This window comes from Clostridium sp. J1101437_171009_A5, from assembly GCF_015547905.1.
GTDB classification, from domain to species: domain Bacteria; phylum Bacillota; class Clostridia; order Oscillospirales; family Oscillospiraceae; genus Pseudoflavonifractor_A; species Pseudoflavonifractor_A gallinarum.
In genome coordinates, this window is the sequence record NZ_JADMVY010000010.1 from 83,815 (window position 1) to 107,867 (window position 24,053).

Sequence of the window (24,053 nt, forward strand, 5' to 3'; positions counted from 1 at the left end):
ATTTTTTTAATAACCGCGATTTAAAAGGGGTTTTTGCCATTGGGGGCAAAAAAATAGCTCTTGACTTTCTTGAAAAAGCATTATAAAATCACGCTGAAAGAATTGATCGTTTCAATAAAATGCGTGATGGGGAAAGAAACATTTTTAGGCATTTTACTTAAGTAGAGTGATGCCTTCTTGTGCGCCGTCCACACACGTTTATGTCCCGCAGGATCCAAAATGGAAGTTTGTAGGAGGCATCATACCATGGATAAGATTTATGACGTGATCGTTCTGGGTGCCGGCCCCGCCGGCCTGGCCGCCGGTCTGTACGCCGGTCGCAGCCGTCTGAGCACTCTCATTATTGAGAAGGGCAAGGATGGCGGTCAGATCGCCATCACCGATGAGATTGAGAACTATCCCGGCCAGATGGTCGAGGGTGAGAGCGGCCCCAGCCTGATCGCCCGTATGACCGAGCAGGCCAAGAAGTTCGGCGCTGAGCGCGCCAACGACACCATTCTCAGCGTGGAGCTGGAGGGCGATGTGAAGGTCCTCAAGAGCGCCAAGAATGAGTATCGTGCCAAGGCCGTCATCGTGGCCACCGGCGCGTTCCCCAAGCCCATCGGCTGTGAGAACGAGGCCAAGTTTATCGGTAAGGGCATCTCCTTCTGCGCCACCTGTGACGCTGCCTTCTTTGAGGACTTTGAGGTCTTCGTGGTGGGCGGCGGCGACTCTGCCGTGGAAGAGGCCATGTACCTGACCAAGTTTGCCCGCAAGGTCACCATCATCCATCGCCGCGACGAGCTGCGTGCCGCCAAGAGCATCCAGGAGAAGGCCTTTGCCAATCCCAAGCTCCACTTCCTGTGGGACACCGTGGTGCAGTCCGTGGACGGCGACGAGCTGCTGAGCAAGATGGTCGTGAAGAACGTCAAGACCGGCGAGCTCACCACCATCGAGGCCGATCCCGAGGACGGCCTGTTCGGTGTGTTCGGCTTCATCGGCTACAACCCCAACTCCAAGCTGTTTGACGGCATCCTGGAGATGGAGAACGGCTACATCAAGACCGACGACAACATGCACACCAACATCCCCGGCGTCTTCGCCGCCGGCGACATCCGTGTCAAGAGCCTGCGCCAGGTGGTCACCGCCGCTGCGGACGGCGCTATCGCCGCCATGCAGGCTGAGAAGTTCATCAACGAGTAAATGAACGGCGCGGCAGCCGCCGCACCGAACAATGAAAGGGGTATATTACCATGCTGGAACTGACTAAGGAAACCTTCGAGGAAGAAGTGCTGAAGGCCGAGGGCAAGGTCCTCGTTGACTTTTACGGCGACGGCTGCGTGCCCTGCCAGGCTCTGATGCCCCACGTGCATGAGCTGGCCGAGCAGTATGGCGACAAGATCAAGTTCTGCGCCCTGAACACCACCAAGGCCCGCCGTCTGGCCATTGCCCAGAAGGTGCTGGGTCTGCCCGTGATCGCCATCTACGAGAACGGCGCTCAGATCGCTTCCTGCGTGAAGGAAGAGGCTACTCCCGAGGCTGTCAAGGCCATGGTCGAGGCCAACATCTAATTTTCTTGTGTAGTATGGGCATCCGCCCTTGCTATAAATCTACAAAGGAAGGAGAGAAACACCATGGGAATGCTGGAAGGCAAGAAGGCCATCATCATTGGTGACCGCGACGGTATCCCCGGTCCTGCCATCGCCGAGTGCGTGAAGACCGCCGGTGCTGAGGTCGTGTTCAGCTCCACCGAGTGCTTTGTGTGAACCAGCGCTGGTGCAATGGATCTGGAGAATCAGAAGCGGGTTAAGGACTTCTCCGAGGAATTCGGCCCCGAGAACGTTATCGTTATTCTGGGCGCTTCCGAGGCGGAGGCCTCCGGTCTGGCGGCTGAGACCGTCACCGCAGGCGACCCCACTTTCGCCGGTCCGTTGACTGGAGTCTCGTTGGGACTCAAGGTTTATCATGTGTGCGAGCCCGAGATCAAAGATGAAGTTGATCCCGCCGTATACGATGAGCAGGTCAGCATGATGGAAATGGTTCTGGACGTGGATGAGATCATCAATGAGATGAAGTCCATCCGTGATCAGTACTGCAAGTACTAATTGCGCTGTGAACACAAAAGTGGTGGTAGGACGCGGCGCGCCCTGTCACCACTTTTGTCGTTATTCCGGCAGTTTCCGGGTATCTCTCATCCCGAAACGCAAACGACGTATCCCCGCGCGAAACGATGCGCATTATTACAGCCATAGATGGAAAGGCGGTTATTCACATGAACAGTGTTGTCAAGGGAACCGGCTATATCCTGGTTCATACTCCCGACATGGTGATCCACAACGGCACCACCCAGACCACCGAGCGCGTGGTCAATCCTGAGAGCGAGTACCTCAAGGAGCTGCCCAGCCACCTGCGCAGCTTCCAGGATGTGCTGGCCTACTGGCCCAACCAGACCTATATCGGCAATGTGACCCCCGCTCAGCTGGCTGAGCAGGGCACCTCCTGGGTGGACATGAAGTGCCCCGTTACCGATCGCCACGGCAAGTACGGCGAGATCATGCCCCAGGCCGAGTTCCTGCTGCTGATGCAGATCTGTGACTGCTTTGACGTGGTCAAGCTGGAGAAGGCTTTTGTGGCCGAGCACAAGGCTGCCATCGCCGAGCATCCCCTCTTTGACGAGGAGATGGTGGGCCGCCTGAACGAGGGCGTGGAGATCAGCGAGATCGAGCACCTGGTGAACGAGGAGCACGCTGAGGGCCTGTACCACAACAACAAGCTGGTGGGCTGTGTTAAGCGCGCCCACGACATCGACGTGAACCTGTCCGCCCATGTCATGCACGAGAACCTGGTGTCCAAGGCCTCCAGCGTGCTGGCTCTGCTGCATGCCGTGAAGAACGCCGGCATCGACAAGTCCGAGGTCGAGTACGTCATCGACTGCTGTGAGGAGGCCTGCGGCGACATGAACCAGCGCGGCGGCGGCAACTTCGCAAAGGCGGCTGCTGAGATCGCCGGCCTGCCCAACGCCACCGGTTCCGATACCCGCGGCTTCTGTGCCGGTCCTGCTCACGCCATTGTGGAGGCCGCCTCTCTGGTCAAGGCCGGCACCTACAAGACCGTTATCGTCACCGCTGGCGGCTGCACCGCTAAGCTGGGCATGAACGGTAAGGACCACGTCAAGAAGGGCCTGCCCATCCTGGAGGACATGCTGGGCGGCTTCGCCGTGGTCATCTCCCAGAACGACGGCGTGAACCCCGAGATCGACCTGTCCATCCTGGGCCGCCACACCGTGGGCACCGGTTCCGCTCCTCAGGCCGTCATCGGCTCTCTGGTGGCCGATCCTCTGGCCCGCGCCGGTCTGAAGATCACCGACATCGACAAGTACTCCCCCGAGATGCAGAACCCCGACATCACCAAGCCCGCCGGCGCCGGTGATGTGCCTCTGGCCAACTACAAGATGATCGCCGCTCTGGCGGTCAAGAACGGCGACCTGGACAAGAAGGCCATGCCCGAGTTCCTGACCAAGCACGGTCTGGTGGGCTGGGCTCCCACCCAGGGCCACATCCCCTCCGGCGTGCCCTTCATCGGCCCCGCCCGCGACGAGATGCTCGCCGGCGAGCTGAACACCGCCATGATCATCGGCAAGGGCTCCCTGTTCCTGGGCCGCATGACCAACCTCTTCGACGGCGTGTCCTTCGTCATCCGCAAGAACAGCGGTGAAGTGGAAGAGGGCGGCGTATCCACCGAGAAGGTGAAGAAGCTCATCGCCGAGTCCTTCCGTCAGTTCGCCGCCACTCTGGCTGTGGACGACGAGTAAGGAGGGAGACGCAATGGCTGACAAGACGAAAAAGCTGATTGCCGACACCTTCCTGGCCATCGCCGAGGGCCTGGAGACCGGCACGTTCGGCGCCAAGCCCAAGATCGCCGTCACCGCCATGGGCAGTGAGCACGGCGAAGAGACCGTGATGGAGGGCGCCGTCAAGGCCGCCCGCGCCGGCGCCGATGTGTATTTCATCGGAACCATCACCCATCCTGAGGTCACCACCGTTCCCGTGGCCGACGAGGACGAGGCCCACAAGAAGATGGAAGAGCTGCTGGAGACCGGCGCCGTGGACGGCGCTGTGACCATGCACTATCCCTTCCCCATCGGTGTGTCCACCGTGGGCCGCGCCGTCACCCCCGGCAAGGGCCATGAGATGTTCATCGCCAACACCACCGGCACCTCCTCCACCGACCGGATCGAGGGCATGATCAAGAATGCCATCTACGGCATCATCGCTGCCAAGGCCTGCGGCGTGGCTGACCCCACCGTGGGTATCCTGAACGTGGACGGCGCCCGTCAGACCGAGGGTGCCCTCAAGACCCTGAAGGAAAACGGCTACCCCATCACCTTTGCCGAGTCTGCCCGTGCTGATGGCGGCTGCGTGATGCGCGGCAACGACGTGCTCATGGGTTCCGCCGACGTGATGGTCACCGACTCCCTCACCGGCAACATCCTCTCCAAGATGCTCTCCTCCGCCTGCACCGGCGGCAGCTACGAGGCCGTGGGCTACGGCTACGGCCCCGGCATCGGCAAGGGCTATGACCGTCTGGTCATGATTATCTCCCGTGCCTCCGGCGCTCCCGTGATCGCCGGCGCCATCAACTACGCCGCCCAGCTGGTGCGGGGCAAGGTGTTCGAGGTGGCTGCCGCCGAGTTCGCCGCCGCCGAGAAGGCCGGCCTGGAGAAGCTCCTGGCTGAGCGCAAGGCCGCTGCCAACAAGTCCGCCGCTCCCGCGGAGGACGTTGTGGCTCCTCCCAAGGAGATCGTCACCGCCCAGATCCCCGGCATCGAGGTCATGGACCTGGAGGATGCTGTGAAGGCTCTGTGGAAGGAGAAGATCTACGCCGAGGACGGCATGGGTTGCACTGGTCCCATCGTCCGCGTGTCCGAGGCCAACAAGGACCGCGCCGTGGAGATCCTCAAGGCCGCCGGCTTCGTGTCCTGAATTTAATTGCATAGTTTATTCACAGATTGAGGGATTCCAACCGACCCCTGGGCGTAAATGCCTAGGGGTCGGTTTTTGTTTCTAAGAAATGAAAAAACTGTGTAAAATACGTGAAAAGATTCTGAAACTATTCTTGAAAAGGTGAAAATGGGGTGCTATACTGCCAATTGCAGTTGCAAAATAAGCTGTATACTTGAGAAAAGAAGGAAGTAATCTGGACATGAATATGAGCAAAAAGGTCCTGGCCGGCGTCCTGACCGGCTCTCTTCTGATGGGGGCGGCCCCTCTGGCCCTGGCCTCTCCCTACAATGACTCCAGCGTGACCGGCGGCAGCGAGGCCTGGAACGCATGGGTCGCCCAGTGGGACGCCGTCGCCACCGATTACACCAAGGTCTCCCTGACCCCCGGCGCCGATGAGACCGAGCTGAACTTCGCCTGGTACAGCAAGGTGGAGGACGGCAAAGCCGCCACTCCCGTGGTCCACTTTGGCACCGACAAGGAGAATCTGAAGACCTTTACCGGTACGGCGGATGCGGTGGACACCGCGCTCACCGACGGCGTGGCCTACCAGTACAACCATGTCACCGTCACCGGGCTTCAGGCCAACAGCACCTATTACTACACCGTGGAGCGCAATGGCGTCCAGTCCGACGTGGTTACCTATCAGACCCAGGACTTCTCCACCTTGAAGATTCTCTATGTGGGCGATCCCCAGGTGGGCGCCTCCAAGGGTCAGACCCAGGGAGATGTGACGCTCACTGCCGACTCCGGTGCGGGTAATTTGGCGGCCCGCAATGACAGCTTTGCCTGGGACCGTACCCTGGATATTGCCACTGCCCAGAACCCTGACCTCAACTTCATCATCTCCGCCGGCGACCAGGTCAACAAGACCGGTAAGGCCAAGGAGGAGGAATATGCTGGCTACCTGAGCGCCAGCGCTCTGGCCAGCCTGCCTGTGGCGACCACCATCGGCAACCATGATTCTCTGAACGCCGACTATATGTACCATTTCAATAACCCCAACACCACGGAGTATGGCAAGACGCAGGCCGGCGGCGACTACTACTATTCTTATGGTGCGGGTCTGTTCATCGTCCTCAACACCAATAACTACAACGTGGCCGAGCACGAGAAGGCCATCCAGGAGGCGATCGCCTCTAACCCTGATGCCAAGTGGCGCATCGTGACCATCCACCAGGACATCTATGGCTCCGGCCTGGATCACTCCGACACGGATGGCATGATCCTGCGCACCCAGCTGACCCCCATCTTCGATGAGTACGACATCGACGTGGTGCTCCAGGGCCATGACCATACCTACAGCCGTACCAAGATGCTCTACGGTGACGGTCAGACCCACGGCACTTATGAGTTCCGTCTGAACGACGAGGGCACCGACTACGATTGGGACAACGCCTACAACACCCAGACTGACGAGAAGATCCCTCTGTACCCCGAGGAGGGTGACACCACCGGTACCGCCGCTCACGATGCCTTCCAGGCCGACAACGGTTGCTATACCATTGAGAGCACCAGCGGCAACACCGTGACGAACCCCAAGGGAATCCTCTACATGACCGCGAACTCGGCCTCTGGCTCGAAGTTCTATGAGCTCATTGCCTCCCAGCAGGACTATGTGGCCGAGCGCAGCCAGAACTGGCTGCCCAGCTATTCCGTCATTTCCCTGAGTGAGGACACCTTCACCATCGATACTTACCAGATCACCGACGACGGCAAGACAGAGAAGATCGACGATACCTTCACCATCCGCAAGACTGCGGACGGTGTGTCCGCCGCCACTCTGGATGTGGAGGGAGAGACCTACTACCGCCTGCGCGACGTGGCTGCCTCCGTTTCCGGCACCGACAACCAGTTTGATGTACAGTGGGACAACGGCGTGGTCGTCAATACCGGTAAGGCCTACACCGGCGCTGTGCCCACCGGGACCCCCGCTTCCGGCGCTGCTTCTGCGCTGAATATCACGGTGGACGGCAAGACTGTCTCCACCAACGCCGTGCTGGCCGAGGGCAACTACTACGTGTCTGCGTCCTTCCTGGCGACTCTGGGTGTAAACCTGTAAAAAACGCCAAGCCCTGAATCAACCGACAGACAGCGGCCTCCGCGCCTGGTGCGCAGAGGCCGCTGTGCTACAAGAACGGAGTTTTGCCATGAAACAGAGAACCTTTTCCCACTTCCTGCTCCGCTGGGGCGTGCCACTTCTCCTTTTGGCAGTCTTTGTGGCTTTTGTTGTATCGATCAACCGGGTAGACAAAGTGCCGCTGGTCTCCCGGGAGGGTCAGACCTTTGAGAAGGGTGTAGTCACCCAGATTCTCCAGGATAATCTCATGCCTGACGGCAGCCGGGTGGGCGAACAGCGGGTGATGGTGCGCATGACGACCGGCGTCCGGGCTGGACAGGAGCTGGAGACAACCAGTTCTTCCGGCTATCTCTTCGGCGCGGGCTGCACTGTAGGTATGAAAGTGGTGGTCCTGCAGAGTGTGGCAGGGGAGTCCACCATTACCAGCGTGTACAGCCAGGATCGCGAGGGGGTCCTGTACCTCTTTGCCGCCCTCTATCTGGTGGTGCTGGTGCTGGTTGGCGGGAAACAGGGCCTTAAGGGCGCTCTGGGGTTGATTTTCACCTTTTTGTGTATCCTCTTTTTCTACTTGCCCCTGGTGTACAGAGGGTATTCCCCCTTCTGGGTGTCGGTGGGGCTGTGTGTGGTGACCACCGTGGTGACCATGTATCTGATCGGAGGACCCACCAAAAAAACACTGGTCGCCACCGGTGGTACGGTAGCCGGGGTGGTCATCGCAGGGGTGGCGGCCACATGCTTCAGCTGGGCCAGCGGCATCAGCGGCTGGAACGTGTCCGACATTGAGAGTCTCCTTACCCTCTGGAATGTGAACGGCATTCAAGTGGGAGGGCTCCTCTTCTCGGGGCTTCTCATTTCCAGTTTGGGGGCGGTAATGGATGTGGCTATGTCCATTGCCAGCGCGATTTCCGAGATCCATCAACAAAATCCCTCCCTGTCTAAACGGGCACTTTTTAAGGCTGGGATGCATGTGGGGCGGGATATGATGGGCACGGACTCCAACACGTTGATTTTGGCCTTTGCAGGCGGCAGCGTTTCGATGCTGCTGCTGGACTATGCCTATGATCTGCCCTATCAGCAAATCATAAACTCCAACAACATTGGAATCGCTATCATGCAGGGCCTTTCTGGCAGCTTTGGCATCGTACTGAGCGTACCAGTGACGGTGTGCCTGGCAGTTCTCCTCTATACCTGGAGAGAAAAAAAGCGCGGAACGGAGCAGCCGTAAAACAGATCTGATTATATCCCCCTCCCATGCTGGGTGGGGGATATATTTTGGCAGCAGAAAAGGCGGTAACATTAAAAAATCCCTTAAGAAGGACCCGGGAAAGAATGCAATCGCCTGGGTCCCCTTAAGGGATTTTATTTATATTCAGCTTATAATACGGGCCTGATCCAACCGCTGCCGAACCGGCAGAGGTGATGGATGTTTAGACGGTCTGGGCCTTGATCAGGTTGGTGGAGCCGCTCTTGCCGATGGGCACGCCGGCGGTGATGACCACGGTGTCGCCCTTCTGCACGGCGTCCTCCTTCACGGCCACTTCCACGGCCATGGAGAAGAGGCGGTCGGTGGAGTCCACGTCGCCGGTCAGGTAGGAGTGCACGCCCCAGGAGATGGCCAGCTGGCGGCGGGTGCGCTCATTGGGGCACATGGCCAGGATGGGGCAGGCCGGACGGTAGCGGGAGATCACCCGGGCGGTATGGCCGGACTGGGTGGGGGTCAGGATGGCAGTGGCGTCCAGATCCATGGCGGTCAGGCAGCAGGAGTGGGTGATGGCGTCGTTGATGCCCTGAATGCCGGTGAGCACGTGGCGCTGACGGAAGCGGTTCCAGTAGTTGATGGAGCCCTCGGCAGCGGTGACGGTGTCGATCATGGTCTGGAGGGCCTCCACGGGGTATTTACCGGAGGCGGTCTCACCGGAGAGCATCACGCAGGAGGTGCCGTCAAACACGGCGTTGGCCACGTCGGAGACCTCGGCGCGGGTGGGACGGGGATTGCGGATCATGGAATCCAGCATCTGGGTGGCAGTGATGACGGGCTTGCCCTGGCGGATGGTGGCCTTGATCATCTTCTTCTGGAGGATGGGCACCTCGTGGGCGGGGATCTCCACGCCCAGGTCGCCGCGGGCCACCATGATGCCGTCGGAGGCCGCAATGATCTCCTCCAGGTTGTCCACGCCCTCCCGGTTCTCGATCTTGGAGATGATGCGCACGTGCTCGCCGCCGTACTCCTTCAGGCAGGCACGGATGTCCTCCACGTCGCTGGCCTTCCGCACAAAGGAGGCGGCCACAAAGTCAAAGTCGTTCTCAGCGGCGAACTTCAGGTCGGACTTGTCCTTTTCGGTGAGAGAGGGGAGCAGGATGCTCACATTGGGGATGTTGATGCTCTTGTTGTTGGACAGCGGGCCGCCGTTTTCCACGGTGCAGACGATGTCGTGGCCCTCCACCTTCTCCACCAGCAGCTCGATGAGGCCGTCGTCCACCAGAATGCGGCAGCCGGGGCCCACTTCGTTGTGCAGGTTGGTGTAGGTGACAGAGACACGCTCGGCATTGCCCACGATCTCATCGGTGGTAAGGGTAAAGGTCTGGCCGCGCTCCAGCTGCACGGGATACTGCTCAAAGCTCTTGATGCGGATCTCAGGGCCCTTGGTGTCCAGAATGGTGGCCACGGGGACGCACATCTCGTCCCGGACATGCTTGAGCATATTCAGCTGGGCCAGGTGGCTCTCGTGGGTGCCGTGGGAGAAGTTGAACCGGGCGGCATTCATGCCGGTCTCGATCAGCTTGCGGATCATCTCCGCGTTGGAAACGGCGGGGCCGAGGGTGCAGATCACTTTGGTCTTTCTCAAAGCAGTTACCTCCAAACCATGTAAATGGCAGTTCAATTCCAAAAAAACAGTCTATCTATTCTTGCTTATCTTGATTATACCTTAGAATACGCGCGCGTGAGAAGCGTCAAAAATCACAAGAAACGGGGGGCGGACGCAGAATACTCCCCACGGCGTGACAAAAGAGAGGGAAAATGTTCCTTAAGTTTCTCCTTGCTGAAATGTGAAGAGATCTTGGTTGCTGATAGAGCTCACGCAGTAGAGGGTCAGGACCAGATCTGGGTCGATTTCACGCAGCGTATCCAGCAGATCCCCGTCAAAATAGCGCAGATCAATGGTGGTCAGCTCCGAACAGGAGAGGGCCAGGAAGGGGGCCAGGGCGCAGGAGAAGGACTCCCGCAGCAAAACGATCTTCTTTCCGTCCGGGTTGAGGTGGTTGGTCATAGTGGCGATGCCGTAATCCCCGCCGGAGTAGAGGGTGTAGGGATTGCCGCCAAACCAGTCCCGCTCCGCCACGCGCTCGGGGAACAGGAGGGACTGGGAAAAAGTGCCGGTCCGTTCCTGGGCGAAGGAGGGAGAGGCATAGGTAAAGTTTGTCTCAAAGCGCGGGATATATTCCGTAATATCGTCGGTACCCGCGTAAAGTGTGCCGGTTCGCTTTCCCTGGCTGCCTAAAAAGTAATCCTCATAGACCCTAGTTTCATAATTGGCGGGGTCGGTGTACTCGCTCGGGGTATGGATGCCGTAGTCCTGAGCGAGAATGCCGGTCAGCTCCTGCCAGGCCAGGAAGGCGCCCTCGGGCTTCCAGTGGTGATCGGTGCGGAAGAAGAGGGAGGCATAGTCCTCCTGCTGTGCAAAGAGCGGGCGCAGGTCCCAGGTATCCGTGCCATGGGCCTGGAGACCGGCGAGCAGGCGGTCGGCGTTGTCGTTGGCGTAATCGTAGATACCGGGGGGCAGGAGCGCCTCCTCCTGTCCGTCCTGGATCTTCTGAGGGGCGGCCACATAGAGGAGAGGGATGTCCCACTGTGCCAGGACATCGTGGAGGTCATTGACAGCCTGGATTTGGGGAGAGACATCCAGCGGCTGAGCATCCGGATAGGAGAAATTCAGCGTTCCGTTGGAGAGCCGGACCACCCGGGCCGCCTGGTTCACATCCTCCAGCATCCGCCGTCCGGACAGACGCTGAAAGCCGCCGTAGAGCTGGATAAAGCCGTGGCTTTGGTCCAGGTCCTCATTGAGGGCGGACTCGGCCTGTTCCACAAATTCCAGCACATAGCCCGGGTCCCGGCGGAGTTTGCCCAATTCCTCGCGCAGGGAGCTCTGGCCGGAGAGAAAGAGAAAGGCAATGTAGCACAGTCCCATGGCCAGCAGGAGAAAGAAGAGGACGGCAGTGATGGTCTCTTTCCGGTGTTTCATAGCGCGTCCTCCTTAGAAGTTGGAATAGATAAAGGGATTATAGGTTCCCTTGACAATGAAGCTGGCCGAGATCACCAGCAGCAGAAGCAGGGCCGCAGAGCAGCACAGATCCCGTGCCAGTGCGGCGCCGCCCTTCCAGTGGGCGGTCCGCGCCCCCAGCCAGGGGAGCAACGGGGCACAGCCCAGGACGGCCGCCAGAAGAATGGGGAGGTTGTCCGTGAGGAAGAGGGAGGCGTAGCCGTCCCACACACCGGCCGCGGGCGTAAACATGGCGTGGAGATAGGGCAGAGCCACGCTCAGCTGTTCTGCCCGGAAAAAGACCCAACCCAGATTGACCAGGAAGAAAGTAAAGAGCCACTGAGTCCACTTGGGCCAGCCGCGGCCCAGGCCGCAGAATTTCTCCAGAAATTGGAGGGCAAAATAGTACAGACCCCACAGCAGGAAGGTCCACGCGGCCCCGTGCCAGATCCCGGTGAGGAGCCACACCACAAAGAGATTGCGGATGTGCTTCCAGCGCCGGTCCACCCGGCTTCCGCCCAGAGGGAAGTAGACATAATCCCGGAACCAGGTGGACAGGGAGATGTGCCACCGATGCCAGAACTCGGTGACCGAGCGGGAGATGTAGGGGTAGTTGAAGTTTTCGAGGAAATGGAAGCCGAACATACGCCCCATGCCGATGGCCATATCGGAGTAGCCCGAGAAATCGTAGTAGATCTGGAGGGTGTAGCAGAGGGAGCCCAGCCAGGCCATCCCGGTGGAGAGGGCGTGGGGGGAGAGGCCGTAGGCAAAGTCGGCTACCACCGCCAACTGGTTTGCCAGGATGACCTTCTTGCCCAGGCCCACCAGGAAGCGGCATACCCCGGCGGAGCAGTCCTCCCAGGTCTCCCGGCGGCTGTCGATCTCTTCCGCCACCGTCTCGTACTTGACGATGGGACCGGCGATGAGCTGGGGGAAGAAGGAGATGTACAGGGCCACTTTCAGCGGATTGCGCTGGACCTGGCCCCGATCCCGGTTCACATCCAGCACATAGCTCATGGCCTGGAAGGTGAAAAAGGAGATGCCGAGGGGGAGCTCGATCACCGGGACGGTGAGGGAGAGCCCCAGCCGTCCCAGCTCGCCCAGCACAAAGGCGAGGTACTTGAAGACAAACATCAGTCCCAGGTTGGAGGCCACCGAGAGGACCAACGATACACGGGTGGACTTTCCACGGCTCTTTTGGGCGTGGACCCACAGGCCGAAGGCATAGTTGACCAGGATAGAGGCCATCATCACCAGGACGAACCAGGGCTCACCCCAGGCGTAGAAGAGAAGGGAGCCCACCAGCAGCAGCAGATTCTGGGCAGGGCGGCTCCACCGGCCCAGCAGGCGGCAGGGACCGTAGTAGCCCAGCAGCATCAGAGGCAGGAAGAGGAAGAGAAAGATGGAACTGGAAAACAGCACGCTTCAGGACTCCTTTTCAGCGAAAATCTCAGGTGATGAACCGCCCCACTGCCGGGATCTTGGACAGGAGCCAGGCCAACACAGCGGCACAGAGGAACACCAGCAGGGACAGCGCGGGCACGGCGGCCACCGGAGCAAAGGAGAGGGTGGAGATGCCGAAGTGGCGCAGCAGCATGATAAACAGATCGTGGCACAGGTAGATACCGAAGGTAATGGCGGAGAGCCCTGCCATCTGCTGGCGGCGGGAGCGCTCGTCACTCATGCCCAGGAGATAGCGGAAGAGCACAAAGACCGCCACGGCCATGGCGCACACCGTGGGAGAGAAATAGCTGTACAGGGTAAAATCCGAACTTCCGCTCCGGAGGGAGAGCCACTCGGTGCCCCATACGGTGACCGCGCCGCCCAGCAGACCCAGCAAATAGAGCAGCAGCTCCGTAATACGGCCCAGGGTGTAGGTTTTCAGATAGTAGCCTAGCACATAGTAGCCCGTGTAGCCCAGTACCAATTCCAGCTGCAGCTTGTCCATCCAGGTGGAGAGGGTCGCGCTGGGACGGATGCGCAGCAGGGTGGGCAGGAGCATGGCAAAGACAAAGACCAGCAGGAAGAAGAAGTGGAAGTCCGAGCGGGAGGCCCCCCGCACGAAGGCGCGCAGGAAGGGGGTGACCAGGTAGAGCCCCACGATCATGGGGAGGAACCAGAGATGATAGTGCAGCTTGCCCCACACCAGCTCCCGCAGGATTTGCATGAGTGCAGAGAGGGTGAGGGGCGTCCCGTTCAGGAACAGGGCAAAGAGCCCATATACCACGCTCCACACCACCAGTGCCACCACGATGCGCAGGATCTGCCGGAAGAAGAGGGAGCGGTAGGAGAGAGACTTCTTGGGATCCAGCAAAAACATCCCGGAGAGCATGACAAAAACCGGGACACACCAGCGGGTCAGGCCATCGTAGACGTTAAAGACCCGCCAGGCGCCGGAGGCCACCGGCACCTCGGAGATCCACCCGCCGGAGAGATGGAGGATCACCACCGCCAGGGTGGCGGCCACACGCAGCAGGTCGGCGTAGACCAGCCGCCCGCCCTCGCCCCGGGCCATGGCTCAGCTCCGCTGGGGGACGATCTCGATCCAGTACCCATCCGGGTCCTCGATGAAATATACCCCCATATCGCGGTTTTCAAAGCAGATGCAGCCCATATCCCGATGGCGCTGGTACATGCCGTCGAAATCGTCGGTGGTAAAGGCCAGATGGAACTCACACTCGCCCAGGTCGTAGGGCTCGGTCCGGCCCTTGACCTCGGTCAGCTCCAGGGTGAAGGAAGAGGAGTCGTCGCCCAGAAAGAGCAGACGGAAGGAACCGTCGGGGCCCTCTTTGGTACGGACGGGACGGAGATCCAGCGCCTTCTCATAGAAGTCCAGAGAGCGGCCCAGATCGAGCACATTGAAGTTGAAGTGGTTGAACTGAAGAATGGGAAACACCTCTTTGCAAAAGTGAAACTGCCCGCTCCCGATGGAGAAAGCGGGCAGTTTATCATATCATATGGGACGCTTCCGCGCAAGGGAAGGGGGGTTATGCCCGGTCCCGACTGCGCATGAATTCGGCCACCCGGCGTCCCGTGGGGGTGGCGGCCAGGCCGCCCTCGCCGGTCTCCCGCAGGGAGGAGGGGAGACTGGCGCCCACGGCGCCCATGGCGTCGATGACCTCATCGCAGGGAATCTGGCTGACCAGACCGGAGAGGGCCATCTCCGCGCAGGAGAGGGCGTTGACCGCGCCCATCACATTGCGCTTGACACAGGGGACCTCCACCAGACCGGCCACGGGATCACAGGCCAGCCCCAGGGTGTTGGCCAGTGCCATGGCACAGGCGTGGGCCATCTGCTCGGGAGAACCGCCCATCAGATAGACGATGGCGGCGGCGGCCATGCCGGAGGCGGAGCCCACCTCGGCCTGACACCCGCCCTCCGCGCCGGAGATGGAGGCGCGGCTGGCGATAACCTGTCCAAAGCCGGCGGCCACATACAGCGCCTCGATAAACCGGTCGTCGGGCAGGTCATAGCGCCGCTTCATGGGCAGAAGGACGGCCGGAAGCACGCCGCAGGAGCCGGCGGTGGGGGCGGCCACGATGCGGCGCATACAGGCGTTGCACTCCCCCATCTTGAGGGCGGTGGCGATGATGTCGCGCAGGAAGGGGCTGCACAGGCCCGGGCCATCCCCGTCCAGCCGGGCGCCCTCGCCGCCCACCAGTCCGCTGGCGGAGCGGCGCTCGGGGTCATAGTCCTGCTCGGCGGCCTGCATGGCCTTCCAAAGGGAGGCCATCTTTGCCTTGGAGGACCAGGCCTTGACGCTGCGGTCGGCCACATCGTCCTCCAGAATGACCTGCCAGAGGGGCTTTTCCTCCTTCATGGCGATCAGAAGCATGGAATCCACGGAAGTAAACATACTTATTCTCCTCCTCCGCCCACATCCAGGTAGGTCACGCTCTTAATGCCGGGGTAGGCACGGATGCGCTCCACGGTGGCGGGTGTGATGGGTTCATCGCTCTCGATGGTAATAATGGCGTCGCTCCCCCGGGCATTGCGGTAGAGCTGCATGGAGGCAATATTGACGTTGTAGGCCGAGAGGGTATTGCTCACGGCGGCCACCTCGCCTACGCGGTCCTCATTGCGGATAATGAGGGTATTTTTTTCGCCGGAAAAGACGGTGCGGATGCCGTCCACGGAGGAGACCTGAATGCGCCCGCCCCCCAGAGAGGCGGCCACCACCGCGATGCGGTGCAGATCCTGGTCCATGGCACGGATCTGTACGGAATTGGGGTGGGCGTCCTTGAGCACCCCGTGCCGGAAATGGAAGGAAAGACCCGCCTCTTCCGCCAGCTCAAAGCTCTGGGGGATGCGGGGATCGTCGGGCTCCATCCCCAGCAGGCCGGCGATCAGGGCGCGGTCGGTACCGTGGCCGCTGCCGGTGGCGGCAAAGGAGCCGTGAAGGGTCAGCTCCGCGCCGATGGGCGCGCTGCCCAGCAGCTTGCGGGCGATCAGGCCGATCCGCACGGCGCCCGCTGTGTGAGAACTGGAGGGACCCACCATGATGGGTCCCATGATGTCAAAGATCGTCATACCGTCAAAGTGCCTCCTTAGTTTTGGGACGGAGCGTGCCGCCCGACTTCATGCGGGCTGGGTCAGTCCGCTTTTTTATTGATAAATTCCGGCCGGAACTTACTATACACGATTTTTTGTTCCTTATACAGGCCGTAATAACCGGAGAGGGTGTAGGAGATCGCGATGCAAACGGCAAAGAGCCCCATGCTCTGGCCGGTGAACATGGCGCTGCTCCCCTCGCCGAAGAGCTCCAGGGCCATGAGCAGAGAGGTGATGGGGCAGTTGGTCACGCCGCAGAACACACAGACCATACCCAGTCCCGCGCCAAAGGAGGGGGAGAGGCCCAGCAGCGGCGCCACCGTACAGCCGAAGGTGGCGCCGGTGAAGAAGACCGGTACGATTTCTCCGCCCTTAAAGCCGGCCCCCAGGGTCAGCGCAGTGAAGAGCATTTTCAGCAGAAAGGCCTCCGGGCGGGCGTGGCCCTCCACAGCGGCATGGATGATACTCTCGCCCGCGCCGTTATAGTCGAAGGTGAAGGGGTTCCACAGCCAGACCAGCAGCGTGAGGGCAATGACCAGAAAGCCGCCCACCGCCGCCCGCAAAAAGGAATTTGGAAAAAACCGCTGGTAGAGGTGGGGAACCGTATGCATGATGCGGCAAAAGAGAATGGAGAGCAGGGCAAACAGTACGCCCAGGACGATCACCTGAAGAAGTGCCACCGGACTCAGGTCGGGAATGCCGGTCAGTGGGAAGGCGGTGGCCGGAACGTGAAAGAGCTTGGCCACCCACAGGCCCATGATGGAAGAGATAGCACAGGGGACGATGGCCGCGTAATAGAGCACCCCCACGCTGACCACCTCCATGGCAAACATGGCCGCTGTGATGGGGGTGCCGAACAGGGCGGAGAAAGCCGCGGCCATGCCGCACATGGTGATGATACGGCTGTCCTTGTCATCCAGCTTCATCCACTGGCCCACCTTGGAGGAAATGGAGCCGCCGATCTGGAGGATGGCGCCCTCCCGGCCAGAGGAGCCGCCCACCAGGTGGGTGAGGATGGTGGAGAAAAAGACCAGCGGCGCGGTACGCAGACGAAGGGGGACATTTTCCCGTACCGCCACCAGCACAAAGTTGGTGCCCTGGTCCTTTTCCAGGCCGCACAGGCGGTAGAGGGCCACAATACAGATGCCCCCCAGCGGCAGCAATCCGATCAGCCATAGGTGGGTGGTGCGGGCAGACGTCGCCCAGAAAAAGGCATGGTAGAAAGCGGCGCTCACACAGCCTACGATCAGTCCGATCAGGCCGGAAAAGATCAGCCATTTCAGCACACTTGCCGGTTCCGCCACCAGAGCGGAGAGCCGGTTCTTCCAGTCTTCCATGAAACAGACTCCTTTCCTGCGCGGGTGCAGGGAGGCTTCAAATTTGCCGGAATGTGATGCTATACCGCACAGTCTGTCAGTTGCCCTCATTATAACATAGGAGCGGGAGGAAGAAAAAGTTTTTTGCGGTTTTTCGTGGAAATATTCCTCTATTGTGCTATAATGGTACCGATTGAATAGACTGCAGCATAGGTTGCCTACGTGTGAAAGGGCCTATGATTCGATAAAGAGATGTCCTTTCCGAAAGGGGGAGGACCGCAGTCTGTGCAGAGCGCAGCGTTTCCGATTCGAGGGAAAATGCTGTGCCGGTCTGATTTGAGAGAAAGAGGAGGAATCATCCTTGCAGCCGCCTATATGGATCAGTTTGTTGCTGGGAACTCTTTTGGCGGAAATACCCTTATCGGCCTGTTCCGCCGCACTGGATGAAGTCAGCTCAGAGAGCCTTCGCCGTCAGGCGGAGGAGGGAGAGCCGCGGGCGGTCCGGGTGCTGCGGTGCCTGACCCACCCCACCGTTTTTCTGCGGGGCGTGGCGCTGTGGCGGATGCTGTGTATGGGAACGGCAGGGGCCGCGGCCTGGAATCTGAGCGCAATCTTCTGTACGGGAGAGACCATGTGGGCGGCACAGGCCAAACGGGCAGCCGTTTTGCTGGTGGTGCTGCTGGGCTTTTATGTACTGACCTGGCTGACGCCGAGACGGGTCGCGCTGCACGATCCGCTGGGGGTATTGCGCACGCTCTGCCCCTGTCTGCTGCCCTTCGTGACGGCGGTGCGTCCCATTACCGGAGGGCTGGCCTGGGTGGTGCGGCAGATCCTGCGCCGCTTCGGCATTGACCCGGCGGCGGAGGGCGGAGCCATCTCAGAGGAGAATATCCGCCTCCTGATGGACATTGGAGAGGAACGGGGAGCCATTGACTCCACCGAAAAGGAAATGATCGAAAACGTCTTCGATTTCAACGACCTCACCGCGGAGGACGTGATGATCCACCGCACCGAGATCGTGAGCCTCTGGGTGGAGGACACGGACGAGGAGATCCTGCATACCATCGAGGAGAGCGGACTCTCCCGCTTCCCGGTCTATGACGAGGACCTGGACGATGTGATCGGCATTTTGTACAGCCGGGACTATTTCCTCAACAGCCGGAAGGAGCACCCCCTCCCCCTGCGGGAGCTGCTGCGCAAGGCCTATTTTGTGCCCGGTTCCGTGGCGGCAGGCAATCTCTTCCGGGATATGCAGAGCAAGAAGATCCACATGGCCATGGTGGTGGATGAATACGGCGGTACCTCCGGCCTCATCACCATGGAAGACCTCCTGGAGGAGATCGTGGGCAAGATCTATGACGAATTCGACCCCCAGGACGAGCAGGAGATCATCCGCTTGGAGGAAAATCTGTGGCGGGTGGCCGGTTCGGCCGAGCTGGATGACCTGGCGGAGGCGCTGGATGTGGAATTTCCGCCGGATGAGGAGGCGGAGACGCTGGGCGGCCTGGTCTTTGCCCAGCTGTCGGTCATTCCGGAGGACGGCGGCTGTCCCGTGGTGGATACCGTGGGACTGCACATTCAGGTGGAACGGCTCTCGGAGCGCCGGGTGGAGTGGGCATTGGTCTCCAAACTGCCCCCGGAGGATACCGAGGAAGAGGAAAAATAGGATTGCAAAAAAGAGAGCCCCGGATGTTTTCCACATCCGGGGCCTTTTTTGTGCAAAACTTTAGTTCTTCAGGCTCTGCATGGGGGCGGGGATACGGCCGCCGCGCGCCACAAAGGCATGGCTGGAGAAGGGGTGCACCGGCATGACCGGAGCGGAGCCCAACAGTCCGCCGAACTCCACCATGTCGCCCACCTTCTTGCCGGGGGCGGGGATGATGCGCACCGCAGTGGTCTTGGAGTTGACCATGCCGATGGCGGCCTCGTCGGCGATGATGGCGGAAATGGTGTCGGAGCTGGTGTCGCCGGGTACGGCGATCATGTCCAGACCCACCGAGCAGACGCAGGTCATGGCCTCCAGCTTATCGAGGGTGAGCGCGCCGCTCTGGGCGGCCGCGATCATACCCTCGTCCTCGGATACGGGGATGAAGGCGCCGGACAGGCCGCCCACGTGGGAGGAGGCCATGACGCCGCCCTTCTTCACCGCGTCGTTGAGGAGGGCCAGAGCGGCGGTGGTGCCGTGAGTGCCGCAGGCTTCCAGGCCCATCTCCTCCAGAATACGGGCCACGCTGTCGCCGATGGCAGGGGTGGGAGCCAGGGAGAGGTCCACGATACCGAAGGGGACACCCAGACGGCGGCTGGCCTCCTGGGCCACCAGCTGGCCCATACGGGTGATGCGGAAAGCGGTCTTTTTGATGGTCTCGGCCACCTCATCAAAGGGCATACCCTTGACCGACTGAAGGGCGTGATGGACCACGCCGGGGCCAGAGACGCCCACGTTGATGACACAGTCGCCCTCGCCCACGCCGTGGAAAGCGCCGGCCATAAAGGGGTTATCCTCCACCGCATTGCAGAAGACCACCAGCTTGGCGCAGCCAAAACCGGCCTGGTCGGCGGTGAGCTCGGCGCACTCCTTGATGATCCGGCCCATGACGCCCACGGCGTTCATGTTGATGCCGGCCTTGGTGGAGCCCACGTTGACCGAGGAGCAGACATACTGCGTGCGGGCCAGAGCCTCGGGGATGGAGGCGATGAGCTTCCGGTCGGCGGGGGTAGCGCCCTTCTGAACCAGGGCGGAGAAGCCGCCGATGAAGTTGACGCCGGTGGCCTTGGCCGCGTCATCCATGGCCACCGCGAAGGGAACGTAGTCCTTGGCCTCGGAGGCCCCGGCCACCAGGGCCATGGGCGTGACCGAGATGCGCTTGTTTACAATGGGGATGCCATACTCCCGCTCGATGTCCTCGCCGGTGGAGACCAGGCGGTCGGCATAGCGGGTGATTTTATCATAGATCTTCCGGCAGGCGATCTTGGGATCGGAGTCGGCGCAGTCCAGGAGGGAGATTCCCATGGTGATGGTGCGCACATCCAGGTGCTGCTGGTCGATCATGTGGATGGTATCCAGGATTTCGTTGGTATTGATCATGTGCCCGGCTCCCTTCTTAAATGCGGTGCATGGCGTTGAAGATGTCCTCACGCTGGATGTGGATGGACAGGTTGTGCTCTTTGCCCTGGCCCTCCATCAGAGCAACCAGCTCCGCAAAGGGAAGGTCGATCTGGGCGCAGTCCACCAGCATGACCATGGTGAAGTACTCCCGCATGATGGTCTGGCTGATATCCAGAACGCTGACCTTGTGCTCCGCCAGGAGAGCGGTGACAAAAGACAGGATGCCCACGTCATCTTTTCCCAAAACAGTTACAATTGCGCGCATAATTTGTTTCCTCCTCAATATCTCACGCGGTCTGCGCTTTACTCTATGTCGGATCATAAGCCCATGTGAACTACGCTCTCTTTCCGGCTTCTCCAAGTAAGGAAAACAGGGAAAGGGTTTGACGGAAAAGTGTTCGGCTATGGCGGTCACTTTCCGAAAAAAGGCTTACAGCGGGATTATTATAGCATAGCATAATTTTGCTTGTAAACTGCATTTTCTACGAAAAACATGAAAAAATAAAGAAAAAATGGTGCGCACGGGAGAAATCCATGCGCACCGCTCATGTGTCTTTCTATGGATTACATTTCGGAAATGACCAGGGAGCCCAGCTCTCTGCGGAAATCGGCGCACTGGGCGTCGCTGCCATGAAACTCCACCGTGGCGGGCTGGTCCCGGTCGATGGAAAACAGGCCCATAATGGACTTGGCATTGACCACATAGCGGCCGGAACAGACATCGATCTCACACTCATGCTGATTGGCCAGATTACAGAAACGCTTTACGTCGTCCAGTGAGGGCAGGTTGATCTGAAAACGACTCACTTGTCTCATCTCCCCAATAAAATTACGGCGGCGCGGATGCAGACTCCCGCGCCTTTTTTCTTTACGCTGGGGCATCCATGCCGTATAATAAAAAGATACGGGAATCCCCGCGTGTGCTGTCGAGCTGATATTAGGATATTATACGTACTTTACGCCCAAATGACAAGATAAAATATGAAAAGATAAAGCGAAGGAGATACCATGAAGATCGCCATTTATACCTTGGGCTGCAAGGTCAATCAATATGAGACCCAGGCGATGGAGGCTGAGCTCTCCGGCAGAGGGCATACTCTGGTCCCGTTTGAGGGACATGCGGACGCCTATATCATCAACACCTGTACCGTCACGGCGGTGAGCGACAAAAAGTCCCGCCAGATCATCCGCCGGGCCCGGAAGGAAAATCCGGATGCCGTGATCGGGGTCTGCGGCTGTTATGCCCAGACCAATCCCGAGGCGGTCCGTGCGCTGGAGGTGGACCTGATCTCGGGTACCGCCGGACGCATGGCTTTTCTGGACGATCTGGAGGAACTGCTGGAGGACCGCCGGGCCGCCCGGATGGCAGGGGAAGAGCCCCGGGTGACGGTGGACAATGCCCTGCGCCGGCGCGCCTTTGAGGTCCTGCCCGCCGGCGGGCTGGAGGGGCGCACCCGCGCCATGCTGAAGGTGGAGGACGGCTGCGTCAACTTCTGCACCTACTGTATCATTCCCTATGCCCGTGGACCCATCCGCTCCCTCTCCATCCCGGAGGCGGAGGAGCAGTGCCGCCGTCTGGGGGCGGAGGGATACCGGGAGGTGGTCCTCACCGGCATTGAGATCTCCTCCTGGGGTGCCGAGTGGAAGGACGGTCCCACCCTCATTGATCTGGTGGAGGCGGTCTGCCGTGCGCTGCCCGAGGGCACACGGGTGCGTCTGGGCAGTCTGGAGCCCCGCACCATTACGGAAGAATTCTGCCGCCGGGCCTCTGTCCTGCCCAATCTGTGTCCCCATTTCCACCTGTCCATGCAGAGCGGCTGCGACAGTGTGCTCCGGCGGATGAACCGGAAATATGATACCGCACGGTATTATGAGAGCGTACAATTACTCCGGGAATACTTTGACCGCCCCGGCATCACCACTGATCTCATTGTAGGCTTCCCCGGGGAGACCGAGGAAGAGTTTGCGCAGACCCTGGCCTTTGTGGAGAAGTGCGCCTTTTCCGCCATGCACATCTTCCCCTACTCCCGCCGCTCCGGGACGCCGGCGGCCGCCATGCCCGACCAGGTACCCAATGCGGTCAAGGAGGAGCGGGCTCACCGGGCCGGGGAGCTGGCCCGCCGTCTGGAGGCGGCCTATCTGGAGCAGTGGGTGGGGAAGTCCCTCCCTGTGCTCTTTGAGGAGGAGCGGGACGGCCTCTGGCGGGGCCACGCTCCCAACTATGTGGAGGTCCTTGCCCCGGGAGAGGGACTCCATAATGTAGAAAAAGAGGTTAAAATTACGGATTGGAGTGAAAATTATCTGATTGGAGTGGTATAAATGAAACGGCGCGCCCTCTCTCTCAGCCTGTCCCTTCTGCTGCTGGCCGGATGTGCTCCTGCCCCGGAGCCATCCCCGACCCCTGTGCCCACCGTCAGCCAAAGTCCGGAGCCGGTCTCTTTTGATGCATTTTTAGCCGGGGTGAATGAGGCACGGCGCTCTGCCCTGGAGGGTGGAGAGCCCATGGACATCTCGGCCTGGACATCGGACTTCCGGGAACAGAATGACACCTTTACCGAGGCGGAGATGGAGCGGCTGCTCACCCCTCACAATCTGGAGAAGGCCCTCACAATGGAGACGGCCCGGGAGGACATCGAGACCTTTTTCACCCTCCTGCGCACCACATACGGTGCGTATGACTATTTCGGCGGGGATGAGGTCTTTGGCCCGCTGGAAGAACAGGCCATCGCGGCGCTGGAGAGCGGGAAAGAAGAGGGAGACATCCTGTATTCCAAGGAGATCCGGGACATCCTCTATGACACGGTGAGTCCGGTCATCCGGGACGGACACTTTATGATTGGTGAAAAGCACCTCATCGAAGAGGTCCGGCAGGAGCCCTACTATGTGCCGGACCAGTACATTGCCGACCCGGAGGCGGAGGGATTGGACCCGGCCTATGTGAAGCCCACCATTGGACCGGACGGCGCCATCACCTACGGCTTTTTTGCCCTGAGCCATGACGGGAGCGATCTGCCCGAGACGCTGGGTGGGTATACCCTGGACTGGCAGCCCTGCGGCATGGCCGATCTGGAGGAGCCGGAGCCTTTTGTGTTTGCTGAGCGGGCGTATGAGGGCCTGCCCATGCTGGTGTCTCGGAAGATGAGCCCTTATGAAATGCTGCCAGAGAGCGAAGCGGAGCTGGAGCGGTTTGCGTCCTGCGGCGGGGAGTATGCCGACGCGCCGGTGCTGCTCTTTGATGTGCGGCGGAATTCCGGCGGAAGCGACCGGTGGATCATGGATTGGTTTGAGGGGTGGACCGGCCAGCCGTGCGCTTCCAGATGGGTTTTTGGACAACGGTACAGCCAGCTCTCCTGTAAGGCGTTCTCCTATCCGGAAGAACAGATGGGGAATTGGCGTGTCGCTCAGGAGGAGGGGACCTGGGTACCCCGGGAGGGGGTCACCTTCCTGCTCACGGATAAGGGAACGGCCTCCTCCGGTGAGACGGTGGTGGAATTTCTGCACTCCGTGGAGAATGTGCTGGTGGTAGGGGCCCCGTCGTCAGGATGCGCACTGGTACCAAACAACTGGCATTTCTATCTCCCCAATACCGGGATCGAGGTGTATTTCGGCACCGGGCTGAACTTCTGTGAAACGATGGAGAACCGGGATGGCACGGGGTATCTCCCCGACCTGTGGGTGAACCCCACGGAGGTCCCGGCGGCGGTGGCCCGCCTGTGTGCCTATTACGGCTTGAACCCACAGTAAAAAATATCCCGCGGAGC

General features: G+C 60.2%; 21 protein-coding genes. 10 read left to right on the forward strand and 11 right to left on the reverse strand.

What is annotated here, in order from left to right; translation table 11 throughout:
• Positions 1–246 precede the first annotated feature (246 nt).
• The 7 genes from trxB (at position 247) to I2C21_RS13300 (ending at position 8,284) form a co-directional block, all read left to right on the forward strand.
• Positions 247–1,182, forward strand: a complete 936-nt coding sequence (gene trxB / locus I2C21_RS13270; RefSeq protein ID WP_101691496.1) for a thioredoxin-disulfide reductase — start codon at positions 247–249, stop codon at positions 1,180–1,182.
• Between the two features lie 50 nt (positions 1,183–1,232).
• On the forward strand, positions 1,233–1,550 hold the full coding sequence (gene trxA, locus I2C21_RS13275) for a thioredoxin TrxA (RefSeq protein WP_101691495.1): 318 nt from the start codon (positions 1,233–1,235) through the stop codon (positions 1,548–1,550).
• Between the two features lie 63 nt (positions 1,551–1,613).
• The gene (grdA, locus tag I2C21_RS13280) at positions 1,614–2,084 is read left to right on the forward strand and encodes a glycine/sarcosine/betaine reductase complex selenoprotein A (RefSeq protein WP_101691494.1); all 471 of its coding nucleotides are present in this window, start codon (positions 1,614–1,616) and stop codon (positions 2,082–2,084) included.
• Positions 2,085–2,251: 167 nt separating this feature from the next.
• Entirely contained in the window at positions 2,252–3,790 is a 1,539-nt protein-coding gene (gene grdC / locus I2C21_RS13285) for a glycine/sarcosine/betaine reductase complex component C subunit beta (RefSeq protein ID WP_195279473.1), read from the forward strand.
• A 13-nt stretch (positions 3,791–3,803) separates the two neighbouring features.
• On the forward strand, positions 3,804–4,961 hold the full coding sequence (grdD, locus tag I2C21_RS13290) for a glycine/sarcosine/betaine reductase complex component C subunit alpha (protein ID WP_101691492.1): 1,158 nt from the start codon (positions 3,804–3,806) through the stop codon (positions 4,959–4,961).
• 220 nt (positions 4,962–5,181) lie between these two features.
• Positions 5,182–7,041 (forward strand): purple acid phosphatase family protein, encoded by a 1,860-nt coding sequence (locus I2C21_RS13295; RefSeq protein ID WP_193538270.1) that lies wholly within the window; start codon positions 5,182–5,184, stop codon positions 7,039–7,041.
• Between the two features lie 88 nt (positions 7,042–7,129).
• Entirely contained in the window at positions 7,130–8,284 is a 1,155-nt protein-coding gene (locus I2C21_RS13300; protein WP_193538272.1) for a YibE/F family protein, read from the forward strand.
• 202 nt (positions 8,285–8,486) lie between these two features.
• Here I2C21_RS13300 and pyk read toward each other — a convergent pair whose 3' ends face one another.
• The 8 genes from pyk to I2C21_RS13340 form a co-directional block, all read right to left on the reverse strand.
• Positions 8,487–9,905 (reverse strand): pyruvate kinase, encoded by a 1,419-nt coding sequence (gene pyk / locus I2C21_RS13305; protein WP_235964306.1) that lies wholly within the window; start codon positions 9,903–9,905, stop codon positions 8,487–8,489.
• Positions 9,906–10,085: 180 nt separating this feature from the next.
• Positions 10,086–11,300, reverse strand: a complete 1,215-nt coding sequence (locus tag I2C21_RS13310) for an alginate O-acetyltransferase AlgX-related protein (RefSeq protein ID WP_195279474.1) — start codon at positions 11,298–11,300, stop codon at positions 10,086–10,088.
• A 12-nt stretch (positions 11,301–11,312) separates the two neighbouring features.
• Positions 11,313–12,740: an MBOAT family O-acyltransferase gene (locus I2C21_RS13315; RefSeq protein ID WP_195279475.1), complete on the reverse strand. Its 1,428-nt coding sequence runs from the start codon at positions 12,738–12,740 to the stop codon at positions 11,313–11,315.
• Between the two features lie 28 nt (positions 12,741–12,768).
• Complete coding sequence (locus I2C21_RS13320; protein WP_193538278.1) at positions 12,769–13,833, reverse strand: acyltransferase; 1,065 nt, start codon at positions 13,831–13,833, stop codon at positions 12,769–12,771.
• Between the two features lie 3 nt (positions 13,834–13,836).
• Positions 13,837–14,205: a VOC family protein gene (locus I2C21_RS13325; RefSeq protein ID WP_195279499.1), complete on the reverse strand. Its 369-nt coding sequence runs from the start codon at positions 14,203–14,205 to the stop codon at positions 13,837–13,839.
• A 100-nt stretch (positions 14,206–14,305) separates the two neighbouring features.
• On the reverse strand, positions 14,306–15,175 hold the full coding sequence (sdaAA, locus tag I2C21_RS13330) for an L-serine ammonia-lyase, iron-sulfur-dependent, subunit alpha (protein WP_101691484.1): 870 nt from the start codon (positions 15,173–15,175) through the stop codon (positions 14,306–14,308).
• 2 nt (positions 15,176–15,177) lie between these two features.
• On the reverse strand, positions 15,178–15,849 hold the full coding sequence (sdaAB, locus tag I2C21_RS13335; RefSeq protein WP_101691483.1) for an L-serine ammonia-lyase, iron-sulfur-dependent subunit beta: 672 nt from the start codon (positions 15,847–15,849) through the stop codon (positions 15,178–15,180).
• 62 nt (positions 15,850–15,911) lie between these two features.
• Entirely contained in the window at positions 15,912–17,207 is a 1,296-nt protein-coding gene (locus I2C21_RS13340) for a chloride channel protein (protein ID WP_195279476.1), read from the reverse strand.
• 367 nt (positions 17,208–17,574) lie between these two features.
• On the opposite strand from I2C21_RS13340, the gene I2C21_RS13345 reads away from it, so the two are divergent.
• Complete coding sequence (locus tag I2C21_RS13345) at positions 17,575–18,852, forward strand: hemolysin family protein (protein ID WP_195279477.1); 1,278 nt, start codon at positions 17,575–17,577, stop codon at positions 18,850–18,852.
• Positions 18,853–18,912: 60 nt separating this feature from the next.
• On the opposite strand, the gene I2C21_RS13350 is transcribed toward I2C21_RS13345, so the two are convergent.
• From I2C21_RS13350 to I2C21_RS13360, 3 genes are all read right to left on the reverse strand, one after another.
• On the reverse strand, positions 18,913–20,271 hold the full coding sequence (locus I2C21_RS13350; RefSeq protein ID WP_193538283.1) for a PFL family protein: 1,359 nt from the start codon (positions 20,269–20,271) through the stop codon (positions 18,913–18,915).
• Between the two features lie 16 nt (positions 20,272–20,287).
• A complete protein-coding gene (locus I2C21_RS13355) occupies positions 20,288–20,557 on the reverse strand; it encodes an ACT domain-containing protein (protein WP_101691479.1) in 270 nt (89 codons plus the stop codon).
• Positions 20,558–20,856: 299 nt separating this feature from the next.
• Positions 20,857–21,099 (reverse strand): HPr family phosphocarrier protein, encoded by a 243-nt coding sequence (locus I2C21_RS13360; protein ID WP_101691478.1) that lies wholly within the window; start codon positions 21,097–21,099, stop codon positions 20,857–20,859.
• A 201-nt stretch (positions 21,100–21,300) separates the two neighbouring features.
• Between I2C21_RS13360 and mtaB the strand changes: the two genes are divergently transcribed.
• Both mtaB and I2C21_RS13370 read left to right on the forward strand, forming a co-directional pair.
• On the forward strand, positions 21,301–22,611 hold the full coding sequence (gene mtaB / locus I2C21_RS13365; protein WP_195279478.1) for a tRNA (N(6)-L-threonylcarbamoyladenosine(37)-C(2))-methylthiotransferase MtaB: 1,311 nt from the start codon (positions 21,301–21,303) through the stop codon (positions 22,609–22,611).
• On the forward strand, positions 22,612–24,036 hold the full coding sequence (locus tag I2C21_RS13370) for a S41 family peptidase (RefSeq protein WP_195279479.1): 1,425 nt from the start codon (positions 22,612–22,614) through the stop codon (positions 24,034–24,036).
• Positions 24,037–24,053: the final 17 nt, after the last annotated feature.

Excerpts from the sequence above, each read along its gene's own strand:
- trxB (WP_101691496.1), top strand. The coding sequence starts at position 247 with ATGGATAAGATTTATGACGTGATCGTTCTGGGTGCCGGCCCCGCCGGC.
- trxA (WP_101691495.1), top strand. The coding sequence starts at position 1,233 with ATGCTGGAACTGACTAAGGAAACCTTCGAGGAAGAAGTGCTGAAGGCC.
- grdC (WP_195279473.1), top strand. The coding sequence starts at position 2,252 with ATGAACAGTGTTGTCAAGGGAACCGGCTATATCCTGGTTCATACTCCC.
- grdD (WP_101691492.1), top strand. The coding sequence starts at position 3,804 with ATGGCTGACAAGACGAAAAAGCTGATTGCCGACACCTTCCTGGCCATC.
- I2C21_RS13295 (WP_193538270.1), top strand. The coding sequence starts at position 5,182 with ATGAATATGAGCAAAAAGGTCCTGGCCGGCGTCCTGACCGGCTCTCTT.
- I2C21_RS13300 (WP_193538272.1), top strand. The coding sequence starts at position 7,130 with ATGAAACAGAGAACCTTTTCCCACTTCCTGCTCCGCTGGGGCGTGCCA.
- I2C21_RS13310 (WP_195279474.1), bottom strand. The coding sequence starts at position 11,300 with ATGAAACACCGGAAAGAGACCATCACTGCCGTCCTCTTCTTTCTCCTG.
- I2C21_RS13320 (WP_193538278.1), bottom strand. The coding sequence starts at position 13,833 with ATGGCCCGGGGCGAGGGCGGGCGGCTGGTCTACGCCGACCTGCTGCGT.
- sdaAA (WP_101691484.1), bottom strand. The coding sequence starts at position 15,175 with ATGTTTACTTCCGTGGATTCCATGCTTCTGATCGCCATGAAGGAGGAA.
- sdaAB (WP_101691483.1), bottom strand. The coding sequence starts at position 15,849 with ATGACGATCTTTGACATCATGGGACCCATCATGGTGGGTCCCTCCAGT.
- I2C21_RS13340 (WP_195279476.1), bottom strand. The coding sequence starts at position 17,207 with ATGGAAGACTGGAAGAACCGGCTCTCCGCTCTGGTGGCGGAACCGGCA.
- I2C21_RS13350 (WP_193538283.1), bottom strand. The coding sequence starts at position 20,271 with ATGATCAATACCAACGAAATCCTGGATACCATCCACATGATCGACCAG.
- I2C21_RS13355 (WP_101691479.1), bottom strand. The coding sequence starts at position 20,557 with ATGCGCGCAATTGTAACTGTTTTGGGAAAAGATGACGTGGGCATCCTG.
- mtaB (WP_195279478.1), top strand. The coding sequence starts at position 21,301 with ATGAAGATCGCCATTTATACCTTGGGCTGCAAGGTCAATCAATATGAG.
- I2C21_RS13370 (WP_195279479.1), top strand. The coding sequence starts at position 22,612 with ATGAAACGGCGCGCCCTCTCTCTCAGCCTGTCCCTTCTGCTGCTGGCC.